The organism is Erythrobacter sp. W36 (genome assembly GCF_057364935.1).
The window spans coordinates 2244643-2269479 of sequence record NZ_CP200281.1 but is presented as its reverse complement, the minus strand read 5'-3'; the positions used below and the strand labels follow the sequence as shown (position 1 = coordinate 2269479).

At 57.1% G+C, this 24837-nt stretch carries 19 protein-coding genes and 2 tRNA genes; 16 read left to right on the top strand and 5 right to left on the bottom strand.

Annotated features, from left to right (window positions below; all coding sequences use genetic code 11):
* Positions 1 to 92: 92 nt before the first annotated feature.
* The 3 genes from AC0V6U_RS10970 to AC0V6U_RS10960 all read right to left on the bottom strand — a co-directional run bounded on the left by AC0V6U_RS10970 (position 93) and on the right by AC0V6U_RS10960 (position 1839).
* Positions 93 to 686 carry a DUF427 domain-containing protein gene (locus tag AC0V6U_RS10970; protein WP_472643206.1) on the bottom strand — a complete coding sequence of 198 codons (594 nt, stop codon included), beginning with the start codon at positions 684 to 686 and terminating at the stop codon, positions 93 to 95.
* A 39-nt stretch (positions 687 to 725) separates the two neighbouring features.
* Positions 726 to 1133, bottom strand: coding sequence for an ATP-dependent Clp protease adapter ClpS (gene clpS, locus AC0V6U_RS10965; protein ID WP_472645754.1), 408 nt, complete (start codon positions 1131 to 1133; stop codon positions 726 to 728).
* A 265-nt stretch (positions 1134 to 1398) separates the two neighbouring features.
* Positions 1399 to 1839, bottom strand: a complete 441-nt coding sequence (locus tag AC0V6U_RS10960) for a phasin family protein (RefSeq protein ID WP_472643205.1) — start codon at positions 1837 to 1839, stop codon at positions 1399 to 1401.
* Between AC0V6U_RS10960 and AC0V6U_RS10955 the strand changes: the two genes are divergently transcribed.
* The gene (locus tag AC0V6U_RS10955; protein ID WP_472643204.1) at positions 1838 to 2338 is read left to right on the top strand and encodes a hypothetical protein; all 501 of its coding nucleotides are present in this window, start codon (positions 1838 to 1840) and stop codon (positions 2336 to 2338) included. The two genes, AC0V6U_RS10960 and AC0V6U_RS10955, sit on opposite strands and share 2 nt — an antisense overlap.
* On the opposite strand, the gene AC0V6U_RS10950 is transcribed toward AC0V6U_RS10955, so the two are convergent.
* The gene (locus AC0V6U_RS10950) at positions 2335 to 4278 is read right to left on the bottom strand and encodes a PHA/PHB synthase family protein (RefSeq protein ID WP_472643203.1); all 1944 of its coding nucleotides are present in this window, start codon (positions 4276 to 4278) and stop codon (positions 2335 to 2337) included. The two genes, AC0V6U_RS10955 and AC0V6U_RS10950, sit on opposite strands and share 4 nt — an antisense overlap.
* Before the next feature lie 157 nt (positions 4279 to 4435).
* Here AC0V6U_RS10950 and AC0V6U_RS10945 point away from each other — a divergent pair, with 157 nt between their 5' ends.
* The 4 genes from AC0V6U_RS10945 (at position 4436) to AC0V6U_RS10930 (ending at position 7862) form a co-directional block, all read left to right on the top strand.
* Positions 4436 to 5635 (top strand): LL-diaminopimelate aminotransferase, encoded by a 1200-nt coding sequence (locus AC0V6U_RS10945; RefSeq protein ID WP_472643202.1) that lies wholly within the window; start codon positions 4436 to 4438, stop codon positions 5633 to 5635.
* A 99-nt stretch (positions 5636 to 5734) separates the two neighbouring features.
* Complete coding sequence (locus AC0V6U_RS10940; RefSeq protein ID WP_472643201.1) at positions 5735 to 6193, top strand: helix-turn-helix transcriptional regulator; 459 nt, start codon at positions 5735 to 5737, stop codon at positions 6191 to 6193.
* 312 nt (positions 6194 to 6505) lie between these two features.
* The gene (locus AC0V6U_RS10935; protein ID WP_472643200.1) at positions 6506 to 6955 is read left to right on the top strand and encodes a winged helix-turn-helix domain-containing protein; all 450 of its coding nucleotides are present in this window, start codon (positions 6506 to 6508) and stop codon (positions 6953 to 6955) included.
* Positions 6956 to 7043: 88 nt separating this feature from the next.
* The gene (locus AC0V6U_RS10930) at positions 7044 to 7862 is read left to right on the top strand and encodes a crotonase/enoyl-CoA hydratase family protein (protein WP_472643199.1); all 819 of its coding nucleotides are present in this window, start codon (positions 7044 to 7046) and stop codon (positions 7860 to 7862) included.
* A gap of 119 nt (positions 7863 to 7981) precedes the next feature.
* On the opposite strand, the gene AC0V6U_RS10925 is transcribed toward AC0V6U_RS10930, so the two are convergent.
* On the bottom strand, positions 7982 to 8761 hold the full coding sequence (locus AC0V6U_RS10925) for an acyl-CoA thioesterase (protein WP_472643198.1): 780 nt from the start codon (positions 8759 to 8761) through the stop codon (positions 7982 to 7984).
* A 149-nt stretch (positions 8762 to 8910) separates the two neighbouring features.
* Here AC0V6U_RS10925 and AC0V6U_RS10920 point away from each other — a divergent pair.
* The 11 genes from AC0V6U_RS10920 (at position 8911) to AC0V6U_RS10870 (ending at position 24798) form a co-directional block, all read left to right on the top strand.
* Positions 8911 to 8984, top strand: a tRNA-Cys gene (locus tag AC0V6U_RS10920).
* A gap of 54 nt (positions 8985 to 9038) precedes the next feature.
* A tRNA-Thr gene (locus AC0V6U_RS10915) sits at positions 9039 to 9114 on the top strand.
* 356 nt (positions 9115 to 9470) lie between these two features.
* The gene (locus tag AC0V6U_RS10910; RefSeq protein ID WP_472643197.1) at positions 9471 to 12437 is read left to right on the top strand and encodes a TonB-dependent receptor; all 2967 of its coding nucleotides are present in this window, start codon (positions 9471 to 9473) and stop codon (positions 12435 to 12437) included.
* A 281-nt stretch (positions 12438 to 12718) separates the two neighbouring features.
* Positions 12719 to 15847 carry a TonB-dependent receptor gene (locus tag AC0V6U_RS10905; protein ID WP_472643196.1) on the top strand — a complete coding sequence of 1043 codons (3129 nt, stop codon included), beginning with the start codon at positions 12719 to 12721 and terminating at the stop codon, positions 15845 to 15847.
* A gap of 126 nt (positions 15848 to 15973) precedes the next feature.
* Entirely contained in the window at positions 15974 to 16714 is a 741-nt protein-coding gene (locus AC0V6U_RS10900) for a FadR/GntR family transcriptional regulator (protein WP_472643195.1), read from the top strand.
* Between the two features lie 106 nt (positions 16715 to 16820).
* Positions 16821 to 19094, top strand: coding sequence for a polysaccharide lyase 6 family protein (locus AC0V6U_RS10895; protein ID WP_472643194.1), 2274 nt, complete (start codon positions 16821 to 16823; stop codon positions 19092 to 19094).
* On the top strand, positions 19091 to 21289 hold the full coding sequence (locus AC0V6U_RS10890; protein WP_472643193.1) for an alginate lyase family protein: 2199 nt from the start codon (positions 19091 to 19093) through the stop codon (positions 21287 to 21289). Before AC0V6U_RS10895 ends, AC0V6U_RS10890 begins: the two co-directional genes overlap by 4 nt.
* Positions 21290 to 21303: 14 nt before the next feature.
* Positions 21304 to 21654, top strand: a complete 351-nt coding sequence (locus AC0V6U_RS10885; protein ID WP_472643192.1) for a cupin domain-containing protein — start codon at positions 21304 to 21306, stop codon at positions 21652 to 21654.
* Between the two features lie 2 nt (positions 21655 to 21656).
* Positions 21657 to 22931 carry an MFS transporter gene (locus tag AC0V6U_RS10880; protein WP_472643191.1) on the top strand — a complete coding sequence of 425 codons (1275 nt, stop codon included), beginning with the start codon at positions 21657 to 21659 and terminating at the stop codon, positions 22929 to 22931.
* A 39-nt stretch (positions 22932 to 22970) separates the two neighbouring features.
* On the top strand, positions 22971 to 23723 hold the full coding sequence (locus AC0V6U_RS10875; RefSeq protein WP_472643190.1) for an SDR family NAD(P)-dependent oxidoreductase: 753 nt from the start codon (positions 22971 to 22973) through the stop codon (positions 23721 to 23723).
* 43 nt (positions 23724 to 23766) lie between these two features.
* On the top strand, positions 23767 to 24798 hold the full coding sequence (locus tag AC0V6U_RS10870; protein WP_472643189.1) for a PfkB family carbohydrate kinase: 1032 nt from the start codon (positions 23767 to 23769) through the stop codon (positions 24796 to 24798).
* Positions 24799 to 24837 lie beyond the last annotated feature (39 nt).

The following is a 24837-nucleotide window of genomic DNA, read 5'->3' as shown; positions in this document are numbered from 1 at the left end:
CACATCCAAAGGTTGCGCGGGGCGTTCGCGGGGGCAATCGCCCGGGCGAAGCGGTGTCTTATCAAGGCCCATAGCGAGGTTTTTGACCGGGGTCATCTGCCGTATGCGTAAGCGCGGTGGATGTATGGCTTCTGACTGACCAGGCGTGGCAGCGGGACCTGCTTTAGCGAAAGCACGCTCACCAGAAGCGGCTGCCGGGGATGCCTTTGAACGGGCTTGGCCTCATATTGGCTGATCCAGCCGCCATAAAATCCGCCGGGCTGCGGCGTGATCTGCTCGCCATCGACCAGGCACTGGTCGAAGAAGTCTGGATAGAAGGCGAGATAGCCCGCGATTGTCTCAAATGCGGGCGTGGGCGAAGGGTAGCACCATGCTGCCGCCTCCAGGCGCTCATCGCTGATGGTGACATCCCAATAGTTTGCCTGCCCCTTCCACTCGCATAGCGAGCGGCGCGGATTGGGGCTGAAATGCTCCATCGCAATGTCTGCTTGCGGCAGGTAATAGGTCGGCGGGTGGCTGGTCTCGAGCGTGCGGAAAGCCGCCGTCGTATCGGCCAATGTGACACCGCGGTGCATGATAGCGATCCGGCGGGTGGTCGGCTCCGCAATCGCCGGGCGCGGGTAATCCCACACGCTTTCCTGATTTTCACCGACGGGATTGGGCTGGGGATGGTGGGGCTGCCTCACCGGCTTAGCGGGCTGCGCGCTTAAAGGGCTTCGCTGAACTCACGCTTTTTCGAGCGTGCATTGCAGCGGATGCTGGTTCTGCTTGGCAAAATCCATCACCTGATTGACCTTTGTCTCGGCCACTTCATAGGGGAAGATACCGCACACGCCGACGCCCTTTTGATGCACATGCAGCATCACCCGCGTCGCTTGTTCCAAATCCATTGAGAAGAAGCGCTTCAGCACCATCACCACGAATTCCATCGGGGTGTAGTCATCGTTCAGCAGCAGCACTTTGTATTGGCTGGGTTTCTTCGGCTTTGTGCGGGTTTTGGTCGCGACACCAACTTCGCTATCCGACCCATCATCGCTATCATTGCCGCCTGCACCGTCATCGCCAGCCGACAATGGCGGGAGCCATAGAGGTGTGGTCGCATCGCTGAGGGTGAGAAGCAGAGTGTCAGTCATCATGGTGTGCAATATCGGAAAGGTTGGTCCATCTGCAAGGTGCCATACGCAACCTTAAGGTTTTACCAAGGCGATTTGCCTGATTACAGCGCAGTTTCGGCGCAATCGCAGCGCTGGCTTGCGCAATTTGTTGCCCAAAAACAAAGGGGCCGGACAAACCATGATGGTCTATCCGGCCCGGCGCTTTCGCGCGTTTTCGAGAGCCAGTTGGGAGAGTGGAGAGGCTGGCTCTGAAAAGCTCTTTGTTCAAATTCGAATATTCGAATTAGGCAGCCTTCGAGACTTTCTCAGCAGCTACGCTAACGCGGTTCGAAATTGGTGCGAATGCTTCGTTGTAGAGCTTCACCCATGCTTCGGTGCGCTTCGAGCCGTAAGAAACAACGGCGTCGAAGTTGCGGCGAGCGAGTTCGCCCTGCATCTGCATCAGTTCGGTTGGCGACTTAACGGAAGTCATCTTCTTCACGTCCTCGGTGACGGTTTCAACAACGGTCTTGCCGGTTTCAACTTGCTCGCGGCCCATGTCTTGCATGCCAGCAAACAGGATCTTGCCTGATTCAACGACGGCATCGACGTTCGCTTTGTTGAACTCGCCAACTTCGCTTGCGAGCTCAGTGCCCTTAGCAGCGGCGGTCTTCACGCGAGTTTGCACGTCAGCAGCCAGTTCTTTGGCGGTTGCGGTGATGTCGGTGTTCTTGGCAGTGGCCATGATGGTGTCCTTCAGTTTGATGACTGGATTGGTCTCTGTGGTCTTCGCTGCGGCTTTCGCTGGTGCCTTCTTGGCAGCCGGCTTCTTCGCAGCGGTCTTTTTAGCGGCGACCTTCTTAGGGGTTGCCTTGCGCGCCGCTGGCTTCTTCTTCGCAGCGGTTTTCTTGGCGGCTGCCTTCTTCTTGGCAGGTGCCTTTTTCGCGGCAGTCTTCTTAGCAGCAGGAGCTGCAACCGCTTTTTTCACGGTGGCTGCTTTTGCAGCAGGCTTCGGAGCGTCGGCGTCAACTGCCTTGGGGGCAGCCTTTTCGCTTACAGTTTTCTGTGCAGCAGCTTCGGCATATGCCTTCTCAGCAGCAGCATCAATCTTAGATGGGGCGTTAGTAGCCATAGTAACCTCACTTTATGTTGCACTGCACAAAATAGTGATTGCAACTGCGAAGTCAAGCATTTTTTGTGCACTGCACAATAACCGGATAAATGGCTTTAAAGCAGACGCTTAACGGGTTTTGACGTAGCGTCCAGGCGCATCTTCGATGACTGTGTCACCGCGCCCGCCGGGCTTGCGCTTGCCTTTTACGGGCACTTTTTCCGGCGCCTGCTGCTCCAGCCAGCTGAGCCAATGCGGCCACCAGCTGCCCGGATGCTCTTCAGCCCCTTCGACGAAGGCCTTGAGTGATCCGGCTTTGCTGTCGCCCAGCCAATATTGGTACTTGCCCGCCGCCGGGGGGTTCACCACGCCAGCGATGTGGCCGGAGCCCGCGAGCAGGAATTCGAGCGGACCGCTGAAATGCTCGGTCAGGCGCCACACGCTTTCCGCAGGCGCGATATGATCCTCTTTGCCGGCTTGAACAAAGCTGGGCGTTTTTACCTGCGTAAGGTCAATTGGCGTGCCGTCGGCTGACAGGGCATCGGGCACCACCAATTTGTTGTCGCGGTAAAGGTCGCGCAGATAATCATTGTGCCATTTGGACGGCAGATTGGTGACATCCCCGTTCCAATGCAGCAGGTCAAAGGCCGGGTAGTCCTCGCCCAGCAGGTAATTGTTGACCACGTAATTCCAGATCAGATCCTTGCCGCGCAGCGCGTTAAAGGTCGCGGCAAGATAGCGTCCATCGAGATAGCCCTTGGGTGAGAGCGTATCGATCATCTCCAAATGGCTCTCTTTGATGAAGTGCTTAAGCTCGCCGCTCTTCTCAAAGTCCACTTGCGCGGTGAAGAACGTCGCTGACTTGACCTTGTCCGCCTCGCCCCGGCGCTCCAGCAGCGCCAATGTCGCGGCCAGCGTCGTGCCAGCCACGCAGTAACCAATGGTGTGCACCGCGGGAACGGACAGGCGCTCTCTTACCAGATCAATCGCTGCAAGCTGCGAGCGGATGTAATCGTCCCAGACAACCTCGCCCATGCTCTCATCAGCAGACTTCCAGCTGACCACAAACACCGTGAGGCCCTGATCGACGGCCCATTTGATGAAGCTCTTTTTCGGCGTCAGATCGAGGATGTAGAACCGGTTGATCCACGGCGGGAAGATCACCAGCGGCACGTCATAGACGTCTTTCGTCGATGGGCTGTATTGGATCAGCTGAAACAGATCGGTTTCATGCACGACCTTGCCGGGGCTCGCCGCCAAATTCTCGCCCAGGGTAAAGGCGTTGGCGTCGGTATGGGTCAGCTGGCCGCGTTTGAGATCGGTGATGAGGTGCTTCATCCCGCGCACCAGATTTTGCCCGCGTGTCTCAACCGTGCGTTTCATCACAACCGGGTTGGTGAGGAGAAAATTGTCCGGGCTCATCGCCTCGGCCAAAGCGGTGACAGCGAATCCCAATTGGCGGCGTTTTTCCTTGTCGACGCCCTTCATCGATTTGACGGAAGCTTGGAAATGCTCCTCCAGCATCAGATAGGTCTGGTGCAGCAGAGCAAAGGCGGGATGCTCGCTCCACGCCGGATCGGCAAAGCGGCGGTCTTTGCGTGGTAGCTGCAGCTCGCCTTCAGACGCGGCCGCGCCGCCGCCTGTCATTGGGGCAACAAAGCGGCCGAGCACGCCCTGCCACAATTGCAGCGATTCCTGGGCTAGCTTGGCCGGAGCCACTAGCGGATTGGTAGGCGCTTGCTTCAGCAGGCTTTGCGTCATCAGCATCCACTGCGCCGGGTCCAGCGGATTGCTGCCTTGGGTTACCTTCTTGGCGGTTTCACTGGCTTGATGGGCGGCAAATTCGAGCCACATCTTTTGCAGCTTCGCACTGGCCTTGCCCCATTCGGCGAGCTCACCAGCGGAGGGCGCTTTGCTGAACAAGCCCCCGCCGTTATCGCCATCTGCGCCCGGCGCGCCGCCATCAGCCCCTTGCGAGAACATTTCTCGCATCGCCTCGCCCTGCATGTCGAAAAAGGCGCGGAATGGTTCACCGCCCCCTAGGAATGTGTTGGAGGGATCATCTTTTGACATGGCTGTTTATGCTCCGCTTTCCCCACCCAACATACGGGCTTTCCCGAGGTTCCCCAGCAGAATAGCGAAATTGCCTTCCCACTTCGACCGTTAATCGCCTAAACTGATTCGTGCGCCTGTTGCTATGATGATTGCGCGAAACTGGGTAGGTATCGCAATGAACGACCAATTTTACCGTATGAAGCGGCTTCCGCCGTACGTAATCGCCGAAGTTAACGCGATGCGTCACGAGGCGCGCTCGGCGGGTAAAGACATTATTGATTTAGGGATGGGCAATCCCGATCAGCCCCCTCCCCAGCACGTAATCGACAAATTGTGTGAAGTTGCCGCGAAGCCCAATGCGCATGGCTATTCGCAGTCCAAGGGTATTCCGGGCCTGCGTAAGGCTCAGGCGAATTATTATGGCCGCCGCTTTGGGGTCGATCTCGATCCTGAGAGCGAAGTCGTTGTCACCATGGGCTCTAAAGAGGGGCTGGGCAGTCTGGCCAATGCGATCACTGCGCCGGGCGATGTGGTGCTCGCGCCCAATCCATCCTATCCAATCCACACCTTTGGCTTCATTATTGCCGGGGCAACGATCCGAGCAATCCCGACGACGCCGGACGAGGATTATTGGCGCTCGCTCGAAAGCGCGATGAACTTCACCGTGCCGCGCCCCAGCGTGCTGGTGGTGAGCTATCCGTCAAACCCAACCGCTGAAGTTGTCGACCTGGCGTTTTACGAGCGGTTGGTCGCGTGGGCGCGCGAGAATAAGGTGTGGGTCTTGTCCGACCTTGCCTATTCAGAGCTGTATTATGACGACAACCCGACCCCGTCGATCATGCAAGTGAAGGGGGCGAAAGACGTCGCGGTAGAGTTTACCAGCATGTCCAAGACATACTCAATGGCTGGCTGGCGCATGGGCTTTGCGGTCGGCAACAAGCAGTTGATTGCCGCCCTGACCCGGGTGAAATCCTATCTTGATTATGGCGCGTTCACGCCGATCCAGGCGGCGGCTTGCGCTGCGCTCAATGGCCCGCAGGACATCGTCGAGAGCAACCGCAACCTTTATCGCAAACGCCGCGATGTGATGGTCGAGGCATTCGGCCGGGCTGGCTGGGACATCCCCTCGCCGTCCGCATCGATGTTCGCTTGGGCGCCTTTGCCGCCAGCGCTGGCGGAAATGGGCAGTCTTGAGTTCTCCAAGAAATTGCTGACCGAGGCAGAAGTCGCTGTCGCACCCGGTGTTGGTTACGGCGAGGAAGGCGAAGGCTTCGTTCGTATTGCGATGGTCGAAAATGAACAAAGGCTGCGGCAAGCGGCTCGAAACATTAAGAAATATTTTGCCTCTCTGGGGCTCAACACTGGCGCTTCGTAAAATGATGGTGGTTCGAAGCAGAATTGTTGAGTTTGGTTCGGAGCGAAATGGCTTGGCGAGCGTTGTTCGCAAAAGCACTGCCGAGTTAAGGAGAGGCATATGCCATCCGCCGACCCACGGCCATTAACCGACCGGCAGCGGGACGTTATCGAGCGGATTGATCGGCGCGTGCCGATTAAGGTTATCGCTCAGGAAATGGGGGTTTCCGAGACCCGCATCAACCAGCATATCCGGGCACTGAAAGACGTCTATGAAGCCGGCAGCCTGAACGAGCTGGTGGAGAAATATCGTGCGACCAAGCCAAAGAGCACTGAGCCGCGATCAGGTGAGAACAATTCAGAACCGAAGCCGTTCATCGGTCCGGTCCAATTCCCTGGGCAGATGGGTTTTCCCGGAGCCGGAGAACACAAGGTCTCGCTCGGCGTCTTTGATGGCCGCTACGGGGTCTTGGCCCGTCTGGCAGCGGTCGTGGCGATCGCCTTCGGCGTGCTGCTCGCTGTTATTTTGGCGCTTACGGCCGCGCAGGCGCTCAGCGATGTGATGGACGTTAGCGTGTAGGGTTCGATCACCAACTGGCCAATCACTTTTAATTTAGGTATCGCGCCCGCCCGCTCGGATGAGGATATTTTGCATTCTACATCTTTATAGTGAATAATACTGTACTCATATCTATATCCAAGCGATTGATAGATTTAGATTTTGAAGAATGCCAATTTAAAATTGGGAACGAATTCATTTCACACTATTTTTAGACGTACAACACTAAAGAAACCAGGAAATGGTCAATGGGGTTAGTATTTCGCCTTTCGCGCGCGATTACCGAAAGAAAAGTAACCGCGCGATACATCTTACTGCTTCGTGGAGGGGTCCGTGAGCTCGATTGCAGTCTACAATTTGGTGCCTGATGGCGATGCGCTAATCCCGCGATTTCGGGAGGCGGGCGACCTGACGCTGGACCTATTCCACCGCGATGGTCGTATCGAGGATCGCTGGCTCGGGCTGCATCCGCGCGAGTTTGAACTGCTATGGCGTCTCGCGGAAGAACCGCGGGTGACATTGTCGCGCGAGCAATTGCTCGCCGATGTTTGGCGCATCATGTACGAGCCAGAGACCAATAGCGTCGCCGTTCACGTCGCGCGTGTTCGGTCAAAATTGGCGGGTTTCGATCTGGCGCATATCTTGGTGACGGATGAAAATCGCGGCTATTTCCTCGATGTCCCGGCCGAGCCCGGCGTGTTTAAGTTCGCCAAACAGGCGCAGGAGCCTGATGAGGCAGAAGCCGAGAGCGAGGACGAAGGCAAAGTCAGCCACAAACGCTAAGGTGTGTCTGGACTCGGCGTGCGCCTTGCGGCAATCTTTTGACAGATGAGGCAGAATGCCCACGTCCAAGGCCTTGAGGGAAAAGACAATGTCCGAAGCTGCTGTGATGACTTCCAACGATCGCATTGCGATTGAGCTGGGTGCTGATGGAGTGGCGCAGGTGCGCTTTACCCGCGGCGATAAAATGAACGCGCTTGATCCGGAGATGTTTCAGCGGATCATTGAAGCCAGCAGCCAGTTGCAGCGGATGAAGGGCCTTCGCGCTGTCGTCCTCTCGGGCGAAGGACGCGCGTTTTGCGCGGGGCTCGACCTGTCGAATTTCTCGCGTCCGCCCAGCCCGGATGAGCCGGAGCTGACCGAGCGGACCTATGGCAATGCCAACAAGTTTCAGCAGGTGGCGATGCAATGGCGCAAGTTGCCTGTGCCGGTGATCGCGGCGGTCCACGGCGTGTGTTTTGGCGGCGGCCTGCAAATTGCTAGCGGTGCGGACATTCGCGTGGTCCATCCCGATACGCGCATGGCGATCATGGAGCTGAAATGGGGTCTTGTGCCGGATATGGGCGGCTATGCGCTGTGGCGCGGGTTGGTCCGTGACGATGTCCTGCGCGAGCTCATTTACACCAATCGCGAGTTTTCAGGGGCGGAGGCGCATGAGCTTGGCCTCGCCACCCACGTTGACGAAAATCCGGTCGCGCGCGCGTCTCTGATTGCGAGCGAGATTGCGGGTCGCAATCCCCATGCGATCCGTGCAGCTAAGCGTCTGCAAGCGGGTATGCTGGAGAATGACACCGATACCATCCTGATGGAGGAGAGCATTGAGCAGCACGGCATCATGCGCACTAAAAATCAGGTTGAGGCGGTGATGGCCGGCATGGAAAAACGCAAAGCCAATTTCGACGACGTTTGAGGCTTTATTTTGATGAACTAGCCGCCCACTCCCTCCACCCTTCCACCCGGAGCATGCCGGGGTATCATCCGGGTGGAAGGGTGGAGGGAGTGGGCGGCTAGGGTAACGCTGCCTAACCTCTAGCCAAACACGGCGACGCATTGCAGCCCGTCGAGCATCTGGCGGCCTTCGCTGTTCCACATCCGCAAGCGCTCTGAGGAATAGCCATTGTCGGCGTGCTGACTGGCGTTTTCGGCCAGATACCAACCATCGGGATTGCTCGCCTCAGGCTCCAGCACATTGAACGACCAGTTGATCGAACTGATCGGCCCCATGCGCTGCATAATCCGCATTGCGCCCGGCGGCATCACATCCCCCATCAGCACCAATTGGCTGACAGTGTCGAGGCTGTGGTCTTCGGTCAGCCGAGCCCAGCGGCGCACGGTCGCGCCGTGATCTTCGCCCTTCGCCTGGCCAAAGCGGACGTCGAAATTGTTCTGGATGAAGGCCGGTGCCTGCCCGGCCATGGCCTTAGCCGCTTCCTCTGGTACGCCTGGCCAATTGTCGGGCGGACTGGAGGGACGCTGCGCATTGGGATCGCGGCTAGTGCCGAACAGCCAGAACCCGGTAAGCGCAACCTTTCCGCCGCTCAGGATTTCGCTGCGCACCTGAGTGACATTGCGCCCCTCGCGGATGATTTCAGCCTTAAGCTCCACCTCTTCACCGATCGGCGCAACAAATCCGACTTGCGCGGCCCTTAGCGGCGGCAGATCAGGAAAAGCGCGCACCGCCATCGTGTATCCGACCAGCGCCGATGCGCCGCCATACAGGGTGCGCCCCTGCATCCAGTCGCTGGCATGTTCCAGACGGGCGGGGCCGGGCTTGCCGGTGATCGGTTCAAGAAGGCTGGCAATAGTCATGGCGTTCATCTCTGCCGCGCGAAAGCGCCTGCGTCCAGATTGCCCTTACGGAAAGTCGCTGGCTTCGCATTAGCGGCACAAGGCGCATTGCCTTTGCCGCCACGAATCGCTAGTGCGCGCGCTCCGCAGGTCGTAAGACCAAAAGGGTTGGCCCGATGGCGGAGTGGTGACGCAGCGGATTGCAAATCCGTGTACGCCGGTTCGATTCCGGCTCGGGCCTCCATCTTTCTCTTTGGAAGATGCACATTTGGGTGGTTCACCACTATCACCCACCGGCGCCGCTTTAGCTCAGGTGGTAGAGCACATCATTCGTAATGATGGGGTCAGAGGTTCGAGTCCTCTAAGCGGCACCACCACTTCAGTTTCATTGCAACTCAAGACGCTCGTTAAGCAGCGGCACTTCCGTTTGCCGCGTCTGGCGGAGGCGCATGAGTTCTGTGTCGGTTCTCCGAAATTGCCTCGCAAGCCAATTGAGGGCCGTGCTCATTGTCTAACCTTGCGCGCCGCGGGGCAGGACGTAGGACTAAGCCACCTTACTAAATTGGTATGACAGAAATTGATCAACAGGCTTGTCCAATAGGTTGACATCAGATCATGCCAATATACAAAGACGGCCAATAACCAAAAGAGTTCACGGGAGAGAGTTATGGGTTATCGGCTTACCGCTGAGGTGCAGTCTTCAAAAAAATCGCGGCTTTTTGCAGGGTTGATGGCTGGTTCAGCGATCATGGCCTTCGCGCCGAGCGCTGCGCTCGCGCAAGATTCGGCGGCGCCCGAATCTGCTGAAGAAGAAAATACAATTATCGTCACCGGCATTCGCAGCTCGCTGCAAAGCGCGCTCAATGAAAAGCGCAATGCGGACAGTCTGGTTGAGGTGATTCAGGCGGAAGACATTGGTAAGCTGCCTGACCAAAACCTTGCTGAGGTTCTTGAGAACGTCACTGGTGTTCAGATCACTCGGACCGCAGGTGTCGGTACCGGGGTTCAAATTCGCGGTACGAACGACAACCAGGTTCTGATCAACGGCGTTAAAACTGTTGCTGCGGGTACGGGCCGCGGCGGCATCAGCTTTGAAGATATCAACCCGGCGATCATCGCCTCGGTTGAAGTGATCAAAGCGCCAACCGCCGACACGATCGAGGGTTCTGTTGGCGGCACCGTTAACCTGCGGACCATTCGTCCGCTCGACATTTCTGACCGTATTTTGAGCTTCCGCGCGCAGGGAGAGTACAGCGAGCTGTCTGACAGCATTACGCCGCGTCTTTCCGGCAGCTTTGGCAATGTCTGGGACACCGGCGCTGGTGAAATCGGCATCGTTCTGAGCGCGAGTTACTCAGAGCAGGAGGCGACCTCTTTCCGTCCGCGTGTTGACCGCGATAACCTGATCAATGCAGGCCAAGCGGTGACCGCCGCTGGTGCACCGGGCCCGGATTTCCCATTCCTCAACATTCAGTTCCTCAATCAGGAGCGCGAGAATTTTGAGTTTGAGACGATCAACTTTGCAGGCTCGCTCGAATGGGCGCCGAGCGACAATTTGATGTTCTTCTTCGACACGATCTACAACGATCAAGAGCGGCGCCAGGACAGCTCGCGCATTCAGGCCTCCGGCGTGAGCGCGGTCGATACCGTTAACGTTCCGGATGGTTTTGAGACTGTCAATTTTGGCTCGCTTGACGGCGTGGCTCTCGGTAGCATCGAGGCTGCTTTGTTTGGCGTGATTGAACCGAATATTGCGCAAGACAGCAATGACCCGAATCTTCGTTTCTCGAGCGATACTGGCGCTCGTGTGACCAAAAGCGAACTCTATCGCTTTGGTACTGAGTTCGAAACCGGTCGCTTAGCGACGCGGGTTGAGTTTGCTCGCTCGACTTCAGATTCTTCAAATCCGAACCTGAGTACCACGCTCAACTTCATCAATCCCAACGCGGTTTTTGATCGGACAAGCAACGACAACCCAGTTCCGTTTATTTACGATCTTCGTGGCGGTGCCCTTACTTTTGGGATCAATTTCGACTCGCCGTTTGCACCGACCGTTGAGCAATTGCTTGACCCGGCCAACACGGTTCTCGACGCAGTTACAAACAGCAACAACCGAACGCAAAACAAGGAAGATGCCTTCCGCATCGATACTACGCTTGATCTGGAAGGTGCTCTTGGTTTTATCACATCGGTCGATGCGGGTTATCGCTACAACGATAGCTCCACTCAATTTGATCAGCTTCGGTCCACTTTTAGTACGGGCAACATCGACAATAGTCCAAGTGGGTCTACCTTTGCGGACCTGATCGTCCCGGGCCCGAGCAATTTTGGTGCATTTGACGGCCGAGCGCTGGCATTTCGCAATTTCGTATTGATTGATCCAAACCGTTCGTTCTCCGATCGGGAGGCAGTTTTTGCGCAGCTTCAGGCTGCGCTTGATGCAACGCCAGGTGGGCAAGCTGAGATCGCCGATGGTGACCGGTTGCTCAATGATCTGGATCCAAATGCTGCTGGAAATTTGGGTGCATCTTTCCGCATTGAGGAGCAAACTCACGCGCTGTATGCGCAAGCCAATTTTGAGGCGGGGCCGGTCCGCGGGAACATCGGGTTCCGCTGGGTCGACACGAGCATCGATTCATTCGGTAATTCGGTGGCGGCAGGGGTGGTTTCGCCAGTCACGTCGTCAGGGGGCTACAGCGAGTTTCTGCCACGCGTAAACGTAATCGCAGATCTTACGGATGATCTCGTGTTCCGTGCAAGCTACACGGAAGATATCAACCGTCCGAACTTCGACGATCTATCACTGTCGATTTCGTTCCCGACTGGCCCGAACAACGCTGTTGAGTTGGGCAATCCGAACCTTGCGCCAGAAACGGTGCAATCGTTCGATGCCTCGCTCTCATGGTACTTTGCGCCATCATCGCTGATCAGCATCGGCTTCTTCCACAAGGACCGCACGAACCTGTTCGTGACCCAAGTGGAAGACGCGGTTGAGGACGCAAATGGCTTCCGCGATATCACCGACCCATGTGAAGGCGGCGGTATCTTCAACCCGGTTCCGGATCGCAACGTTCTCTCGCCCGTGCCCGGCAATGGCCTGTGCGTGCCGCTGCAGACGATCATCAACGATACGGCGAACACCACGCAAACCGGTGTCGAAGTTGCGTTCCAATATGACCTCTCGCAATTTGAGGACACATTGGGCTTTGCGTCGGGCTTTGGCATCCTTGCGAACTACACCTACCAAGACTTTGGTGGCGGTGAGGCGACCAATGAAAACTCGGGCCGCGGGGGAGAAATTTTCCAAGCGATCAATCCGAATATCGTCCTACCAGTCACCGCGGTCCAGGGCCTGCTTGACTTCTCGGAGCATGCCTACAACGCAACGCTCTATTATGAGAAATACGGCATTTCGGCCCGTGCGCGTTACACTTGGCGCGATGCCTTCCGTACGCTGGATACAGCTGGCGGTGCATCGCTCAACTCGACGCTCGGCTTCCCAACTGTGACAGAGGCGAGGGGGCAGCTCAACGCCAGCATCACCTATGATGTGACCGATTATCTCAACATCGGGGTGGAAGGTGTGAACCTGACGAAGTCCAAGATTGAGCAGCGCTGCGTCAACGAAGGTGGGCTCCTATGCTTCCAAGGTCTGCCAGATCGACGGATCACATTTGGTGCGACGCTGAAGCTGTAAAGGCGAGGCTTACTATAGCTCCCTTGGCCGGATCGCAGATGCTATTCCTGATTGGCATTTGGTTCCAGCCAAGGAAGTCTCTTGCAGATCGCCCGTAAGCGGGCGGTCTAGGCACAACAGGCGTCACCGTCTCCCCGGTGGCGCCTGATTTGTATTATGTGACCTGCAGGCAACGCTAAAAATTGGTATGACAGAAAGCAATAAAATGGTCTGATCTAGCGGTTGACATCACGGTCCTGCCCTCTACCTTGCCTCAGACAGACCACCTTGGGAGGGGTATCATGGCATTTCGTGAGAATAGCTCACGCGGATCACTGCGTATTTCATTTTCAATTGCGGCATTGCTTGCGGGCACGGCTTTGGCTTCGGTTCCGGCAATCGCTCAGGACGCAGAAGAGCCTGAAAGTGTCGAAGAGGGTGACGGCGAGATTATCGTCTCTGGCATCCGGGCGACCATTCAGGGTTCGATCGCCGAAAAGCGCAACTCTATCGAAGTGTTCGACGCGCTCTCAGCGGATGAAATTGGCGATATTCCCGCGCTCTCCATCGGTGAGGCGCTTGAAACGCTGACCGGTGCTGGCTCTCACCGCGAGCAAGGCGGCGCGACCGAAATCTCGATCCGGGGCCTTGGTCCTTTCCTAAGCTCTACCGTTATCAATGGCCGCGTTGCCACCAATGGTAGCGGCGATCGCTCGGTGAATTTCAGCCAGTTCCCATCGGAATTGTTCAGCAAAGTCGGCATCTATAAGACGCAGGCCGCCAGCTACATTGAGGGCGGTGTTGCGGGCCAGATCGTGCTCGAGACGATCAAGCCGCTCGATTACGGCAAGCAGCGCATTCAGGGCGATTTCAAGCTCAACATCAACCCGGACAACCTCGATATTGATGCGGACCAGCGCTTCCAAAAGTTCGGCTATCGCGGCACGCTGAGCTATGTTGATCAATATCAGCTGGGCGACGGCGAACTTGGCATTTCGCTCGGGTTTTCGCGCAATGATACGACCAATCCTGAGCAAGAGGCCAATGTCTCAAACACCATCCGCGCCTGTGTGATTGACCCAAGCACGACCAGCGATGGTGTGTTTGATGATGGCAATTGCGACACCAGCGGCAGCACGATCGCTGGCCTGCGCGATGGGAGCGTCAACCTGCCGTTCCTGATTGCTCGCAACAGCTATGCGCTGCGGTCAAACATCACGGACGACACGCGCGATTCCTTCTTTGGCGCGATCCAGTACAAGCCAAGCCCGAATGTCGATATCAACGCCGACTTCCAATATTCCACCCGCCTTTTTCGTGAGCAGCGCAGCGATTTGAACTTTGCTGAAGGCCGCCGGATTGACGGACCGGGTGATCCGAACCGCCTCGACTTCGATCTGATTGTCACCGAAAGCGGGGCTCTGCGCCAGTTCACGAATGAGCAGCGCATTGAAGCGGTCAGCGAATATCTAGAGCGCGACGAGGAATATTACGGCGGCGGTCTGTCGATCGATGTTCAGGCAACCGACCGGCTGCGTTTTTCGCTAGATGGCTCTTATTCGCAAACACGCCGCGTTGAAGAGGCGGTACAAATTCGTTTTCGGACCGAAGACGGTGAAAGCATTTTTGGTGATGTGGATGCCGATGGTAACCCATTCTTCCCTGAGGCATTTGAAAGCGATCAAACGCCCAATGCTGATCGCACAAACGGGACGGATGACCGCGTCGAAACCGGGGTTTTGATCCGCCAGAACGGCTCGCAGGGTCTGAATTTCTTCACACAGAACTTCGACGTCACCGACTACACATTGTTTGCCAATGATCCCCGCCTGCGGGCCGATCTTGAGCAGGATCGCTTCAACAGCGTCTGGGCGATGCGAGGCGATGTCGAATATGAAATGGACGGCTTCTTCAGCTCGATTGAAGCAGGTTTACGCTACCAACAATTGGTCTACCGTGATGTCCCAGGTGCATCAAATGGGACTAGCAGACTGCAAATCAACTACGACGACACCGACGGCTCCGGTGCTCTGTTCGTAGCCAACCAGGAATGCCGCACGGCATTCCCGGAAACTGGCTTTCTCTCGTCAATTTCTGGTGGCAACCCGCTGATCACCAACGTCGATCTGGCTGGAAATGTCATCGGCACGTCGAACACATTCGCGACCTTTGATGCGCGCTGCATTGCGCGTGTGCTTGAGCGTGAAGATCCATCGGGTCTGGAGTTTGATGAGGACGGCAATGTCATCTTCTTGGATGGCAGTTTGCCATCAACTCAAAACAGTGATGTTGAGGAGCGTTCTTGGGCTGGATACATCCAGGCTAACTTTGATAGTGAATTTGGTTCGACCCCAGTCCGGGGCAATGTGGGCCTCCGGATCGTCAATACGAGCGTGTCTTCCATTGGTTTGCGGACATCATTCACGAGTGCACCAGGGGATGATCCGGGCTCAATCTTCCTAATTGAAGACCTCTCTAACTTCACCAGTGAAACGGCGCGGAATTCCTACACTGAATTCCTTCCTAGCGTGAATGTTGTCGCTGAATTTGCTCCTGATTTGCTGGGGCGTGCAGCGGTCTACCGCTCGCTTTCAAGGCCTGATCCTTCCGATATCGGCTTTGGGCGAAACTTTAACGCCACGGCTGATGATGACGATGGCGCTACGACAATTGCCGAGGCACTGGGCGTAGTGTCAGCGATTGGTAACCCGTTCACCGATCCGCTGTTGTCATGGAACGTTGATGCCGGTCTCGAATGGTATCCAAATGACGATACAATTCTTGCCTTTAATGCGTACTACAAGAGCTTCAATGGGGGTTTCGAAACCTTCGCGACCCAAGAAGCTTTCATCGTTGATGGGCAGCCATTTGTGGCTGCTGTCAGCAATATCCGAACAATCGATGACACCAGCACTATCTACGGTATCGAGGTTACTGCGGCTCACCGGTTCAGCTATCTGCCGGCACCGCTCGATGGGCTTGGTTTCAAGGTCAGCTATAATTATGCCGACTCAAATTTTGAGTTTGAGGACGATACGCTCGGCCGCGTCACCAATATCGATATCGATGGCAACAGCACGACCGTCCAGGGCCTGATCCCGCCGACCAACCTGTTTGGTTTTTCCAAGCACGTGCTTGCAGCTCAGGCCTATTACGAAATTGGCCCGTTCGACCTGCAAGGCGTCTACAAATATCGCAGCAGCTACTTCCAGCAGTTCATCTCAACACCGGGCCGGATCCGGACGGTTGATGATGTCAGCGTGTTTGAGGCTCGGATTTCCTATGAGCTTAACAACAATGTGAAGTTCACTCTGGAAGGCATCAACCTGTTCAACGAACCGCGCACCAATTTCCGCGGTGCGCCGGATGATTTTGGGGCGATCCAGGTTTACGGACCGCGCTATTTTGCGGGCGTTCGTTTCAAATTCTAAGCTTTGCTGGCCGCCGATAATTGGAGCAATAATTGGCGGCCAGCGACCTAACTGGAATTAGGAAGGCAAATCGACTAGGGAAATTGGTATAGAACTGTCCCGTCCATCGCGGAGTAACCAGCACCAATGAGCAGCAAGAGACTTTTTCAGGCCGTTGCGGAGCAAATCGCAGAGCTAATCGACCAAGGCGCTTACCCGCCGGGGACCCGGTTGCCTGGTGAACGCGAACTGGCTGAAAAGCTTGGTGTTAGCAGGGTGACCATCCGCGAGGCTGAGATCGCGCTGCAAGCGATTGGCAAGCTGGAAATCAAGACCGGCTCCGGCGTCTATGTCAGCGAAAATCCGCCAGCTTTGGGTGAGGCTTTGCCCAATGCCAGCGCCTTTGAGGTGACTGAAGCTCGCTTGCTCGTCGAATCCGAATCTGCCGCGCTCGCCGCGCACAATATCTCTGATGAAGGCATCGCCAAATTGGAGGTGCTGATCGAGCAAATGCGCCATGGCAGCGAAGAAGAAGCGAATGAGGCGGATGAGCAGTTTCACCTGACCATCGCAGAGGCTTCCAACAACGCCGCAATGGTCCACACGATCACATCCTTGTGGCGGATGCGTGAGGAAATTCCGGCAGTTAAATCGACCTATGAGGCCGTTTGTGTTCACGATGCGGAATCGCGCACCGAGGAACACCGCGCGGTGTTCGATGCGCTGAAAGACCGCGATCCAGCGGGTGCCCGCGCGGCGATGCGAGAGCACTTCCACCGCCTGCTTGAGGCGATGCTGGAGGCCACCGAAAGGCAGGCCTTGGAAGAGGTCCAGCAGCAGGCCAATCAGAGCCGCGAACGCTTTTTGGCATCAGCCAAAATCGGCTAAACCAATTGGTATTACAAAAAATCTAAATCTAACATGCCAGATTGATTGACAGGCGTTCGACTCTCCTTATAGTCACACCCAATAAGAGGACGGGAGAGTTTTGGGGATGTTGTCGAGGCTGTGCCTTGTGGTGTTTGCTGTGTGCCTGGGATCAGTCCCCGCACTCGCAGAAAACCACTTTGTCCGAAATCAAAACGAATATGCCCATGCGCTGAAAGATATTGAGGCGGGGGATGTTATCATCCTGGCCAATGGCGAATGGCGCGACTTTGAGCTGGTGATCACCGGCAAGGGTAAGCCCGGCAAGCCAATTACTGTTATCTCTGAAGAAGCGGGCAAGGTGTTCCTCACCGGCCAGTCCAGCCTGCGCATTGGCGGCGAGCATATTCTTGTAACTGGCCTTGTCTTCAAAGACGGCTACAGCCCGCGCGGCGAAGTGATCTCTTTCCGCCGCACGAAAAAGGACGTCTCGCGCAACAGCCGTGTCACCGAAGTGGTGATCGACAATTTCAGCAAGCCGGATCGTTACGAGTCCGATTACTGGGTCGGCATTTACGGTTCCAACAACCGCTTCGATCACAACCACATGGTCGGCAAGACCAACAAGGGCGTGACCCTGGCGGTGCGGCTCGACAGCGAGGAAAGCCGCGAGAACAACCACCGGATCGAATACAATTACTTCGGTCCGCGCCCGGTGCTCGGCTCGAACGGCGGCGAGACGCTGCGCATCGGGACCAGCAAATATTCGATGTTCAACTCAAACACATTGGTCGCTTACAATGTGTTTGACCGCACCGATGGCGAGGTGGAGATCATCTCATCCAAGTCGGGCGGCAATGTCTTTCGCGGCAATCTGTTCCTGCGCTCTCGCGGCACGCTCACCCTCAGGCATGGCGACAACAATGTCGTCGAGGGCAATGTCTTCATGGGGCACGGCAAGGATTACACCGGCGGTATCCGCGTGATCAATCGCGGCCAGACGGTGCGCGGCAATTACATGGAAGGGTTGCGCGGAACGGCATTTTCCAGCGCGCTCGCGATCATGAACGGCGTGCCCAATTCGCCGGTCAATCGCTATGTCGAGGTTGAGGGCGCCCGGATTGAGAACAACACGATCGTCGATAGCGCGCGGGTTGGCTTCAATGTCGGTGCGGATGAAGAGCGCTCGGCTCCGCCCAGCAATTCCACCTTTGCGAACAATCTGCTGAGCGGTCTTGAGGGCCAGTCATTCCTCGAAGTCTACGACGATATCTCCGGCATTGCGTTTAGCGGCAACCGCGTTGCCCAGGGCGAAGTCCAAGAAAAACTGGCCGCGAAATTAGATCGCGCCCCGGTTGAAATGAAGCGCGGCGAAAATGGCTTGCTCTACCCTGCTGATCCAGAGCTGAAGGCGCTGGGCGCGCCGCGCGACCTTAAGGTCGTCTCGCTCGATCAGGTTGGCGCGAAATGGTATCCAAAGCCAGGCGATGAGCTCGCCTTTGGCTCCTCTGGCCGCGTCATCAAAGTCCAGCCGGGCGAGGGCAGTCTCGCAGAGGCGGCAATGGCCGCCGAAGATGGCGATGTCTTGCAGCTGAGCAGCGGCGATTACACTGTCGATCGCTCCATCCCGCTTGGCAAAACAATCGCCATTCGCGGCGCGTTTGAGGAAGGCGCGGAGCCACCGCGTATCCTGTTCACGCGGCCATCTCTGATTGAGCTGCGCGAAGGCGGCAATCTGCAACTCAGCAACCTTGTGATTGATGGTGAGCTTGCGCCGGACTCGGTTGGTAACTCAGTCATCCGCACCACCACTTTCCCGATCCAGTCGAACATGCGGATTGAGATGGACGGCGTTTCTGTGCGCGGCCTGGTGGTGAACAAATCATTCAACGTCTTAACCCTTGGCAAGAGCGCGCTCGCAGACCGCGTGACGATCCGCAACAGCAATTTTGCGGACATCACGGGCACGGTTGTATCCGCCGCGGCAGAGACCGAAGATTTCGGACAGTACAATGTCGAATATCTCGACATCACGAACAGCAACTTTGCCAATGTGGGCGGCGCGATTGCCGATGTCTATCGCGGCGGCCGTGACGAGAGCACCTTTGGCCCGTTCGTTAATATCTCCGGCAACAATCTGGTGAACGTCGGCAAGGCCGTGACCAATGGCTCAGGCGCTGCGGTCAATTTGCACGGGGTGCAGATCGCCGATGTGGCGCGCAACGCGGTCGATGGTTCTGCCCCGTTCCGAGTGGTTCACACGGTTGGCACACCTAAGACCGCGATCACTGCAAACGCATTTTCGGACACGCCGCAATTGGTGCTGGAAGAGCTCAATTTTGAAGGCGATCACCGCGCCAAGCTGGCCGGGAATATCTTTGACGCGGGAGGCAGCGAATGAAGCGCGCCTTTTGCCTAGCCGCAGCCATTGCCTGCACTACGCTCACGCAGCCGGCCTATGCCGCTGCTCAAGACGAGACCGCCGCGCTTGGGGGAGCTGCGGCGGTCTCGGACTTGCCGCCGCTTTACAAGGCCGAACTGGACCGGGCGCGCAGCTTCGTTGATCAGATGATGGAGCAGGGCGTGGTCCTGCCTCAGCCGAAGGATCCCGGCGGCGGCTACACCCACGAACAGCATAAGCGCAATTACAAGGCGATCTATCTCGCCGGGCAATTGTTTCAGATCACGGGCGAGCAAGCCTATGCCGATTACGCCCGCGATATGTTGCTTGGTTATGCGGACCTGTACCCGACGCTTGGCGAGCACCCAGCGCGGAAAAATCAGGGCCCAGGCCGGATTTTCTGGCAAGTGCTCAACGACGCCGTGTGGCTGGTGCACTCTGTGCAGGGCTACGGCGATATCCGCGATACGCTGAGCGATGCCGACCGTGAGCGGATCGACAATGACGTGTTCCGCCGCGCGGCATATTTTCTCTCGGTTGAATCGCAAGCGACCTTTGACCGCATTCATAACCATGCGACCTGGGCGACCGCCGGCGTTGGTATGACCGGATATCTGCTCGGTGATCGAGACATGGTCGACCGCGCGCTTAAGGGCTCTGACAAGACCGGCAAGGTCGGCTTTCTGCGTCAGACAGAGCTGCTGTTCTCGCCTGAGGGCTATTACAATGAAGGGCCATATTATCAGCGCTATGCGCTGATGCCGTTTATGGTCTTTGCCGATGCGATTGAGCGCAATGACCCAGAGCAAGGCATCTGGGAGCACCGCGACGGCATCCTGCTGAAGGCGCTGCGCACCACTGTTCAGCTGAGCTATGGCGGGTTTTTCTTCCCGTTCAACGATGCGATCCGGGACAAGAGCCTGAAAACCGACGAGCTCTATCACGGCGTCGCCATCGCCTATGCGCAAACTGGCGATCCTTCGCTGCTGTCGATTGCCGAGTTTCAAGACCGCACAATCCTGAGCAAAAACGGGCGTCTGGTTGCGCGCGATTTGGCTGCCGGTAAGGCTGAGCCATTCCCGTTCCGCTCCATGCTGTTCGGTGATGGACCGGAGGGCGATGAGGGCGCTTTGGCGATCCTGCGCCAAGGGCCGATGAACGCCAATGGCGAGCCATCAACCGTTCTAATCGCGAAGAACACCTCGCAAGGTCTGGGGCACGGCCATTTCGACAAGCTCGGATGGCAGCTTTATGACAATGGCAACGAGGTGATCCGCGATTACGGCGCGGCACGCTTCCTCAATATTGAGGCGAAAGAGGGCGGGCGCTATCTGCCGGAAAACACCAGCTGGGCGAAGTCAACGGTCGCGCACAACACCATGGTGGTGGATGAGCGCAGCCATTTCGATGGCAAGGTGAAGATCGGCAATCAGAACGCCCCGACCCAGCTCTATTTCTCCGATGCAGCCGGCCTCCAGGTTAGCAGCGCCAGTATCGACACCGCCTATTACGGCGTTGCGCTGACCCGCACCATTGTGATGCCGGATATTCCCGGTCTCGAAGCTCCGATCGTGCTCGATCTGACGCGCGGCGAGAGTGACAAGCCGCATCTCTACGATCTGCCGCTGCATTACAGCGGGCACATCATAGAGCATGATCTGGCGGTGCAGAATTTCACCGCCGCGCGCCCGGTCTTGGGCGAAGCCAATGGCTATCAGCACATTTGGGCCGATGCGATTGCTCAGGAGAGCGATGGCAAGGGCGCGCTCACCTGGCTGCTCGATGGCCGGTTCTACACTTACCGGTTTGCTGCAGATGGAGCGCTCGACGTGGTGCTGGGCGAGAGCGGGGCGAATGATCCCAATTTCAATCTCCGGCGCGAGCCTCTGATTATGCTGCGCGCGAACCGCCCGACCGGCTCTGTGAGCATTGCGGCGCTGCTCGAAAGCCACGGCAGCTATGACGGTGCGGCGGAGCAGACCGTCTCCAGCCGCAGCCGCATTGCGGGCATGCAGCATGCCCATGTCGATGGGAAAGACCTGGTCGAGATCACCCTTAAAACCGGACAGCGTTTTGCGATCGCTGTCTCACACAACAAAGACGCGCAGGCGGCCCATTCGGTCGTACTTGAGGGAGAGACGATCGCATGGAGCGGCTTTGCCGCCGTGATCCCTCTCAAGGGGGAGGAAAGCTAGAGATGGCAAGTGTGATGAACGCGGCAAGTCCGCCCTTTGTGGTCGCAAAGGATACACCCAAAGAGGATCTGGGAGACGGGATTAGCCGCCAAATCCTGGGCTATGGCCCAGAGATCATGATCGTGCGGGTGTGGTTTGAGGAAGGCGCCGTGGGCCAGGTCCACGCGCACCGCCACAGCCAATCGAGCTATGTCGAAAGCGGCAAGTTCGAAGTGTTCATCGACGGTGAGAAACGCGTGCTTGGGGCGGGTGACTGCTTCTACATCGCGCCGCATCTTGATCACGGCGCAGTGTGTCTGGAGGCGGGCGTTTTGATCGACACCTTCAGCCCGCTGCGCGAAGATTTTTTGAGTGAGGGGGCCTGATCATGCTCAAAGGCAATTTGAGATATGTCATCGTTGTGCTCGTCGCTGTTGCGACGGTCATAAACTACATCGACCGGGGCGCCCTGGGCTTCTTGTGGCCCGAGATATCCAAAGAGCTCGAACTAACCGAGCTCGATTATGCGATCATCCTCAATGTCTTCACCTTTGCTTATGCGTTCGGGCAATCGATCTTCGGCAAGATTTTTGACTGGATCGGGACCCGTTTGGGCTTTGTCCTCTCGATCGTTGTCTGGTCGGCGGCAACCATGCTCCATGCGGTTGCCACGGGACTGACCAGCTTTGCGATTTTCCGCGCGCTGCTTGGCGTGTCGGAGGCGGGCAACTGGCCTGGCGCGACCAAAGCCAATGCCGAATGGTTCCCGATTAACGAGCGGGCACTCGCGCAGGGCATCTTCAACTCCGGCGCTGCGATTGGCGGCATTGTCTCGGCACCAATTATCGGGGTGTTGTTCGTCTGGCTCGGCAGCTGGCAGGCGACATTCGTCGCGATTGGCGCGCTTGGTTTCTTGTGGCTGGTGCCGTGGCTGATTATCTACAAAAGCGGCCCCGATGCGCACCCGTGGATCAGTGCCGAAGAACGAGAATACATCCTCACCGGACAGCGCAATGTCGAGACCAATGAGGTCGCAGACTACGCACCCGACACGGGCGAAATCCTCAGCCGCAAGGAAAGCTGGGGCGTGATCATGGCCTCGTTCTTCCTCGATCCGATCTGGTGGCTGTTCGTTGGTTGGCTGCCGATCTACCTCTTCAAAACCTACGGTTTCGGCGTGGAAGAAATCGCGGTCTATGCATGGATCCCATATTTCGGCGCGATGTTCGGCGCATGGTTTGGCGGCTTGCTCGCAGGCAATCGGATCAAGGCTGGCTGGACGGTCAATCGCACACGCAAAACCGTGATCGCGCTGGGCGGGGTGATTATGCTCCTGTCTCTGCTCGCGACCACTCAGGCCAGCACGCCGCTGTTCGCGGTGATGTTGATGGCGGTGATCCTGTTTGGCTTCCAAACGGCGGTTGGCAATATCCAAACCATGCCGAGCGATTTCTACAGCGGTAAGTCTGTGGGCTCGCTTGCCGGTTTCGCCGGGACAGCCGCGAAATTGGCTGTGGTTGGGCTCAACTTCCTGATCCCGGTCATCACAGTGAACAGTTACACGCCGGCCTTTGTGGTTGGCGCCGGGCTGGCGATCATGACCGTGCTCTCGGTGTTCATTTTGTGCCCAGACATCAAACCTCTCAAACCGAAGACGGCTTAAGCGCCGCTCTCTCCTCCCCAGAAATAGGACGAAAACACAATGAAATTTGCAGGCAAAGTTGCAGTGGTAACCGGGGGCAGCCGCGATATCGGACGCGCCATTTGTGTGAAGCTCGCCAGTGAAGGCGCGCATGTTGTTGTGAACTACAACAGCAATGAGAACGACGCGGATGCGACGCTTGCGGAGATTGAAACCGCTGGCGGTAAAGGCATCAAGGTGAAGGCGGACGTGACCAAGGCAGCCGATGTGGATGCTTTGATTGCAGCCACTCGTGAGGCATTTGGCGATGCGATCCATATTCTGGTGAACAATGCGGGCGGCCTGGTCGCGCGCAAGACGCTGGGCGAGATGGACGAAGAATTCTTCAACTTCGTCATGCAGCTCAACACCACCTCGACTTTCCTCGCTTGCAAAGCTGCCGTGCCGTTCATGGGTGAGGGCAGCGCAATCGTAAACCTGGCATCGCTCGCTGGTCGTGATGGCGGCGGCGGCGGCGCCATCGCTTATGCCACATCTAAGGGCGCGGTGATGACAATGACCCGCGGCCTTGCCAAAGAACTCGGTCCGCAAGGCATTCGCGTAAACGCGCTGTGCCCTGGCATGATCGCGACCACGTTCCACGACAAATTCACACCTGATGCGGCGCGCGAAAACGTGGCCAATTCCACGCCTCTGCGCCGTCAGGGCCGCGCGGAAGAGACCGCCGATGCGGTCGCCTATCTCGCCTCTGAGGATGCCTCGTTCATCACCGGCGCGAACATCGACATCAATGGCGGCCTCGCTTTCTCGTAAGCGAGCTGACCCTTAAATACCTTAGGATTTGGATCTTCTCCCCATGACGCAATTTCTATCATTTGGTGAGATCATGCTGCGGCTGAAAACGCCGGGGCATGAGCGCTTTTTCCAGTCGCCTGGCTTTGAGGCGACCTTTGGCGGCGGCGAAGCAAATGTCGCTGTGGCGCTGTCGAACTATGGCCTTGATGCCGGGTTCGTGAGCGCATTGCCGGACAATGATATCGGCGAAAATGCGATTATGGAGCTGCGCAAGTTCGGCGTCGATACCGCGCATATCAGCCGCTCTGGCGACCGGGTGGGGATCTATTTCCTGGAGACGGGTTCCAACCAGCGCCCCTCCAAAGTTGTCTATGACCGCGCAGGTTCTTCGATCTGCGATGCGGGCATGGATGAGTTTGATTGGCCGGTGATCTTCAAGGGCGCCAAGTGGCTCCACATCACCGGGATCACGCCTGCGCTCAGCCAGTCGGCGGCGGACCTTTCGATGGCCTGCGTGAAGGCTGCGAAGGAGGCGGGTGTTACCGTCTCTTGCGACTTCAACTTCCGCGGCAAGCTGTGGAAGTATGGCAAGACCGCGCCGGAGGTGATGCGCGAGCTCGTCAAATATGTCGACGTCGGCATTGCGAACGAGGAGGACTGCCAGAAATCGCTCGACATTACTGTCGATGTGGATGTCGAAAGCGGTGAGCTTGATACCAAGAAGTATGAAGCGCTGGGCCAGAAGGTGCTCGACATCTATCCCAATATGCACACGATCGCGATCACTCTGCGCGAGAGCCTGAGCGCGGATCGCAACAATTGGTCCGCCTGCCTGCGCACGCGCAATGACGGCTTCATGCTGTCGAAGAAATACGCGCTGACCGATATCGTCGACCGCGTCGGCGGCGGTGATAGCTTTGCCTCCGCGCTGATCTATGGCCTCAACGCTTACGAAGATCGCCAGCAAAGCCTGGAGTTTGCAGTTGCGGCATCCGCGCTTAAGCACACGATCATGGGCGACTTTAACCGCGTGACCGTGCCTGAGGTTGAGAAGCTGATGTCCGGTGACGGCTCCGGGCGCGTGGTGCGCTAAGCTTCAATCCGGGGGCAAACCCAGCTTACGCACAGCAGT

What these genes read in the sequence shown, in the direction of transcription:
- clpS (WP_472645754.1), bottom strand. Translation starts at nt 1,133, where the DNA reads ATGACTGACACTCTGCTTCTCACCCTCAGCGATGCGACCACACCTCTA.
- AC0V6U_RS10955 (WP_472643204.1), top strand. Translation starts at nt 1,838, where the DNA reads ATGATGGTGTCCTTCAGTTTGATGACTGGATTGGTCTCTGTGGTCTTC.
- AC0V6U_RS10960 (WP_472643205.1), bottom strand. Translation starts at nt 1,839, where the DNA reads ATGGCCACTGCCAAGAACACCGACATCACCGCAACCGCCAAAGAACTG.
- AC0V6U_RS10950 (WP_472643203.1), bottom strand. Translation starts at nt 4,278, where the DNA reads ATGTCAAAAGATGATCCCTCCAACACATTCCTAGGGGGCGGTGAACCA.
- AC0V6U_RS10945 (WP_472643202.1), top strand. Translation starts at nt 4,436, where the DNA reads ATGAACGACCAATTTTACCGTATGAAGCGGCTTCCGCCGTACGTAATC.
- AC0V6U_RS10940 (WP_472643201.1), top strand. Translation starts at nt 5,735, where the DNA reads ATGCCATCCGCCGACCCACGGCCATTAACCGACCGGCAGCGGGACGTT.
- AC0V6U_RS10930 (WP_472643199.1), top strand. Translation starts at nt 7,044, where the DNA reads ATGTCCGAAGCTGCTGTGATGACTTCCAACGATCGCATTGCGATTGAG.
- AC0V6U_RS10925 (WP_472643198.1), bottom strand. Translation starts at nt 8,761, where the DNA reads ATGACTATTGCCAGCCTTCTTGAACCGATCACCGGCAAGCCCGGCCCC.
- AC0V6U_RS10910 (WP_472643197.1), top strand. Translation starts at nt 9,471, where the DNA reads ATGGCTGGTTCAGCGATCATGGCCTTCGCGCCGAGCGCTGCGCTCGCG.
- AC0V6U_RS10905 (WP_472643196.1), top strand. Translation starts at nt 12,719, where the DNA reads ATGGCATTTCGTGAGAATAGCTCACGCGGATCACTGCGTATTTCATTT.
- AC0V6U_RS10900 (WP_472643195.1), top strand. Translation starts at nt 15,974, where the DNA reads ATGAGCAGCAAGAGACTTTTTCAGGCCGTTGCGGAGCAAATCGCAGAG.
- AC0V6U_RS10895 (WP_472643194.1), top strand. Translation starts at nt 16,821, where the DNA reads ATGTTGTCGAGGCTGTGCCTTGTGGTGTTTGCTGTGTGCCTGGGATCA.
- AC0V6U_RS10890 (WP_472643193.1), top strand. Translation starts at nt 19,091, where the DNA reads ATGAAGCGCGCCTTTTGCCTAGCCGCAGCCATTGCCTGCACTACGCTC.
- AC0V6U_RS10885 (WP_472643192.1), top strand. Translation starts at nt 21,304, where the DNA reads ATGAACGCGGCAAGTCCGCCCTTTGTGGTCGCAAAGGATACACCCAAA.
- AC0V6U_RS10880 (WP_472643191.1), top strand. Translation starts at nt 21,657, where the DNA reads ATGCTCAAAGGCAATTTGAGATATGTCATCGTTGTGCTCGTCGCTGTT.
- AC0V6U_RS10875 (WP_472643190.1), top strand. Translation starts at nt 22,971, where the DNA reads ATGAAATTTGCAGGCAAAGTTGCAGTGGTAACCGGGGGCAGCCGCGAT.
- AC0V6U_RS10870 (WP_472643189.1), top strand. Translation starts at nt 23,767, where the DNA reads ATGACGCAATTTCTATCATTTGGTGAGATCATGCTGCGGCTGAAAACG.